Consider the following 4967-nt stretch of genomic DNA (forward strand, 5'->3'; position numbering starts at 1 on the left):
GGCCAGTTCTGCCTCAATTCGACTTTATGGTTCTTCCTGACGTGGTTCCCGACTTACCTGGTGAAATATCGCGGCATGGACTTCATCAAGTCTGGCTTGCTGGCGTCACTGCCGTTTCTCGCAGCGTTTGTCGGCGTGCTGTGCTCGGGGTTCTTCTCGGACTTTTTGATCCGTCGCGGCTACACCGTAGGCTTCGCCCGCAAGCTACCGAGCATTGGCGGACTGCTGATTTCCACCTCGATCATCGGCGCCAACTTCGTCGAATCGACGCCGCTGGTGATTGCCTTCCTCGCGCTGGCTTTCTTCGGCAACGGTCTGGCCTCGATCACCTGGTCGCTGGTGTCGACCCTGGCCCCGGCACGCTTGCTCGGACTGACCGGTGGGGTGTTCAATTTCATCGGCAACCTGGCGGCGATTACCACGCCAATCGTCATCGGTTTCCTTGCCTCCGGTGATTCGTTTGCCCCGGCGATCACCTATATCTCTGTTCTGGCGTTGCTGGGTGCGCTGTCCTACGTGTTGCTGGTGGGCAAGGTCGAGCGTATCAAGTTGTAGTCGCAGCCGTCCGGCGACCATAATGCCGCCCGTTCCCTCGCTCAACGGTAAAGGCTGGATATGCAGGAAGACGCCCCAAAAATCGCCAAGGACGCCGCGCCGACCGGCACCCAGACACTGCTTCGCGGCCTGGGTGTGGTGCAGGCGGTGGCCAGTGGCGCCCGCGATCTCAAGGAAATCGCCCGGCTGATCGGCACGACGCGCAGCACCACCCATCGTCTGGCCAGTTGCCTGGTGGACGAGCGTTATCTGCGGGTGGTGCCGCAGGTCGGCTATCTGTTGGGGCCGAAACTGATCGAGCTGGGTTTTCAGGCGCGCGAAGAGCTGCCGTTGGTGACGCTGGCCGGGCCGTATCTGGATGAGTTGTCGGCATTGACCGGCGACACCATTCACCTGGCGATTCGTGAAGGCGACGAGGTGCTGTACCTGCTCAAGAATCCGGGGCGCAATGGCCCGGAAATGCGTTCGCGGGTCGGCCATCGCATGCCGTTGGCGCGTACCGGGATCGGCAAGGCGCTGATGCTCGATGACTCGCAGGAAGAATGGCAACGGCTGTATGAAATCAGCTTGCCGGTGGGCGGGAAAAATCAGTTCTGGCCACAGCACCCGGAGCAATCCTGGGAACAGTTTCAGCAGCGCATGATCGAGTACGTGGCCGGCGGTTACGCCTTCGACCTGGAAGACAACGAACCATCGATTCGCTGCGTGGCGGCACCGATTCGCGATGCCAGCAAGCGCATTGTCGCCGGCATCAGCATCGCCAGCACCGTGCCGTACATGCCGCTGGAAAAAATGGCCGAGCTGATTCCCCTGATCAAAGGGGTCACAGCCCGGCTGTCGGCGGAATTGGGCCTGAAGGTTTAGAGTTTCAGCGTCGCCATGTCGATCACGAAGCGGTATTTCACGTCACCGGCGATCATGCGGGTGTAAGCCTCGTTGATCTGGTGGATGTCGAGCATTTCGATGTCGCAGGAGATGCCGTGCTCGGCGCAGAAGTCCAGTACTTCCTGGGTTTCGGCGATGCCGCCGATCAGTGAGCCGGCCAGCATGCGACGACCCAATACCAGTTTGGCAGCATGCACCGGCGGATCGATCGGCTCGATCAAGCCCACCAGAATGTGCACGCCGTCGAAACGCAGGGTATCGAGGTAGGGGTTGAGGTCGTGCTGCACCGGAATGGTGTCCAGCAGGAAGTCGAATTGTCCGGCGGCGGCCTTCATCTGTTCGGCATCGGTGGACACGATCACGTGGTCCGCGCCTTGGCGACGACCTTCTTCAGCCTTGCTCGCCGAGCGGGTGAACAAGGTCACCTCAGCGCCCATCGCCTTGGCGAACTTGATCCCCATGTGACCGAGACCGCCCATGCCAAGAATCCCGACCTTGTCACCGGCCTTCACGCCGTAGTGCTTGAGCGGCGAGTAGGTGGTGATGCCGGCACATAGAATCGGCGCGGCGCTGGCCAGGTCGAGCTTCTCCGGGATGCGCACGACAAAGTGCTCGCTGACCACGATGCTGTCGGAGTAACCGCCCATCGTGTTGCTGCCATCGACCCGGTCCGGGGTGGCGTACGTCATGGTCGGGCCTTCGAGGCAGTATTGCTCCAGATCGGCCTGGCAGGCTTCGCAATGGCGGCACGAGTCGACCATGCAACCGACGCCGACCAGATCGCCGACTTTGTGTTTAGTAACGTTCGCGCCGACGGCGGTCACTTTGCCGACGATCTCATGGCCGGGCATCAGCGGGTAAACCGCAATGCCCCACTCGTTGCGCGCCTGGTGGATGTCGGAATGGCAGACGCCGCAGTAGAGAATCTCGATTGCGACGTCGTCGGGCCGTGGACTGCGGCGTTCGAATTTCATCGGGGCGAGGGGAGTGGTGGGCGACTGAGCGGCGTATCCGATGGCGGTGTACATGGTGAACCTCGCAAAGCAGTGACAGGTGAGGCGAGCCATTCTGGGCACCGCACGGGTGACCGGCCATGGCGATTCCTCCGGGTGTCATGCCTAATCCTCCGGTATGCACCGTTGATTGGCCGCATTGGCGTTCAGACCTGCGATGATGTTTTCATCCCTTTTTTCGCGACTTTTTTGTGAAGAGCTCTCCATGTTGTTGACCCGTCATCTCGATGCCAATGCCACGCTGGTTTCGCTGATCCAGCGGCTGACCACCCGCGATGGTTTCACGCCTACCACGTTGCCGGGCGTGCAGATTTTGCGGGCCAGTTGTGATTTGGCCCGTGGCCCGCAAATCTACGAGCCAAGCCTGGTCATCATCGCCCAGGGCAGTAAGTTGGCGTATCTGGGGTCGCGTACTCTGGAATACGGTGCCGGGCATTATTTGATTCAGGCGCTGCCGGTGCCGTTCGAGTGCGAGACGTTTTCCGCGCCCGATGGCCCGATGCTGGGCATTTCCATCGCCATTGACCGGGTGTTGCTCGGTGAGTTGGTGTTGGCCATGGGGCTGGCGTCGGGGCGCTGTATCGCGGCGCAGACGCCAGAGTCCATGACTTCGGCGGTGCTCGATGATGCGATGCGGGGTTGTGTTGAGCGGCTGTTGCGCTGTCTGCACGACCCGCTGGAGAGCCAGGTTATGGGACAGGCGCGATTGCGTGAGTTGTTGTTCGTCGCCTTGCGTGGGCCGCAAGCTGATGTATTGCGGGCGCTGGTGGAGCAACAGGGGCAGTTCGCCCGGATCGCGGCCTCCCTGAGCCATCTGCATGCGCATTACACCGAGCCGCTGAACGTCGAAGCCCTGGCCAGTTGCGCCAACATGAGCGCATCGACGTTTCATGAGCATTTCAAACGCTGCACCTTGTTGTCGCCAGTGCAGTATCTGAAGCGTTTGCGCTTGCTCAAGGCCCAGCGCTTGCTGCAGGGCGAAGGATTGGGCGTGGCCCAGGTGGCGCATCGGGTGGGGTATCAGAGCACGTCGCAGTTCAGTCGTGAGTACAAGCGCTACTTCGAGCGTAATCCGGGGGATGAGCGCGCTGCCTGATCCACTGGTTCTTGTGGTGACGCTTGAATTGCGGGCAACAAAAAGGCCCCCGTTCAGGGAGCCTTGTTGTTCAGATGGTCGACTTACATGTTCGGATAAGTCGGGCCGCCGGAGCCTTCCGGCGCCACCCAGGTGATGTTCTGTGCAGGGTCCTTGATGTCGCAGGTCTTGCAGTGAACGCAGTTCTGGGCGTTGATCTGGAAGCGCTTCTCGCCGTCTTCCTGGGTGACCACTTCGTACACGCCGGCCGGGCAGTAACGCTGGGCAGGTTCATCGTACAGCGGCAGGTTCTTGCTGATCGGGATGCTCGCGTCGGCCAGCTTCAGATGGCACGGCTGCTCTTCTTCGTGGTTGGTACCGGAGATGAACACCGAGCTGAGTTTGTCGAAGCTGATCTTGCCGTCCGGTTTCGGGTAGTCGATCTTCTTGCAGTCGGCCGCCAGTTTCAGGCACGCGTAATCCGGCTTGGTGTCGTGCAGGGTGAACGGCAGTTTGCCGCCGAAGATGTTCTGGTCGATCCAGTTGAAACCGCCGCCGACAATGGCGCCGAACTTGTGGATCGCTGGGCCGAAGTTGCGGCTGGCGAACAGTTCGTCGTAGAGCCAGCTCTTCTTGAATGCTTCGACATAAGTGGTCAGCTCTTGCGTGCCGTCCAGATCGGCGAACAGCGCATCGGCCACCGCGTCAGCGGCGAGCATGCCGGACTTCATCGCCGTGTGGCTGCCCTTGATCTTGGCGAAGTTCAGGGTGCCGAGGTCGCAACCGATCAGAGCGCCGCCCTTGAAGACCATTTTCGGCAGCGAGTTCAGGCCGCCTTTGCAGATGGCGCGAGCGCCGTAGCTGACGCGCTTGCCGCCTTCCAGGTATTGCTTGAGCACCGGGTGATGCTTGAGGCGCTGGAACTCATCGAACGGCGACAGGAAGGTGTTGCTGTAGGAAAGATCGACGATCAGACCGACCACCACCTGGTTGTTTTCCAGGTGATAGAGGAACGAGCCCCCGGTGTTCTCGGTGCCCATGATGTCCAGCGGCCAGCCGGCGGTGTGGACCACCAGGCCAGGCTGGTGCTTGGCCGGGTCGATTTCCCAGATTTCTTTCAGGCCGATGCCGTAATGCTGGGCGTCGGCTTCGCTGTCGAGGTTGAAACGCTTGATCAGCTGCTTGCCGATGTGGCCGCGGCAACCTTCGGCGAACAGCGTGTACTTGGCGCGCAGTTCCATGCCTGGGGTGTACAGGCCTTCTTTCGGATTGCCTTCGCGGTCAACGCCCAGATCGCCGGTGATGATCCCGCGGACTACGYCGTTCTCGTCGAACAGCGCTTCCTGGGCGGCGAAGCCCGGGTAGATTTCCACGCCCAGGTTCTCGGCCTGCTGGGCCAGCCAGCGGCACAGATTGCCCAGGGAGATGATGTAGTTGCC

Annotated in this window: 5 protein-coding genes; 3 read left to right on the forward strand and 2 right to left on the reverse strand. The window is 61.0% G+C overall.

Translation table 11 applies throughout. The features are described 5' to 3' along the window. Both AC1DLB_RS21010 and AC1DLB_RS21015 read left to right on the forward strand, forming a co-directional pair. A partial coding sequence (locus AC1DLB_RS21010) for an MFS transporter (RefSeq protein ID WP_477785574.1) occupies positions 1-555 on the forward strand: 555 nt, incomplete at its 5' end. A gap of 60 nt (positions 556-615) precedes the next feature. Then, complete coding sequence (locus AC1DLB_RS21015) at positions 616-1419, forward strand: IclR family transcriptional regulator (RefSeq protein ID WP_018926186.1); 804 nt, start codon at positions 616-618, stop codon at positions 1417-1419. Here the strand turns inward: AC1DLB_RS21015 and AC1DLB_RS21020 are convergent. After that, positions 1416-2468, reverse strand: a complete 1053-nt coding sequence (locus tag AC1DLB_RS21020; protein ID WP_018926185.1) for an NAD(P)-dependent alcohol dehydrogenase — start codon at positions 2466-2468, stop codon at positions 1416-1418. The two genes, AC1DLB_RS21015 and AC1DLB_RS21020, sit on opposite strands and share 4 nt — an antisense overlap. A gap of 190 nt (positions 2469-2658) precedes the next feature. Between AC1DLB_RS21020 and AC1DLB_RS21025 the strand changes: the two genes are divergently transcribed. Further along, entirely contained in the window at positions 2659-3549 is an 891-nt protein-coding gene (locus AC1DLB_RS21025; RefSeq protein ID WP_477743473.1) for an AraC family transcriptional regulator, read from the forward strand. 83 nt (positions 3550-3632) lie between these two features. On the opposite strand, the gene AC1DLB_RS21030 is transcribed toward AC1DLB_RS21025, so the two are convergent. After that, positions 3633-4967 (reverse strand): electron transfer flavoprotein-ubiquinone oxidoreductase (locus AC1DLB_RS21030; RefSeq protein ID WP_477785575.1); only part of this gene is annotated, 1335 nt, incomplete at its 5' end.

The sequence above is a fragment of the Pseudomonas sp. 05N434 genome (genome assembly GCF_056396965.1).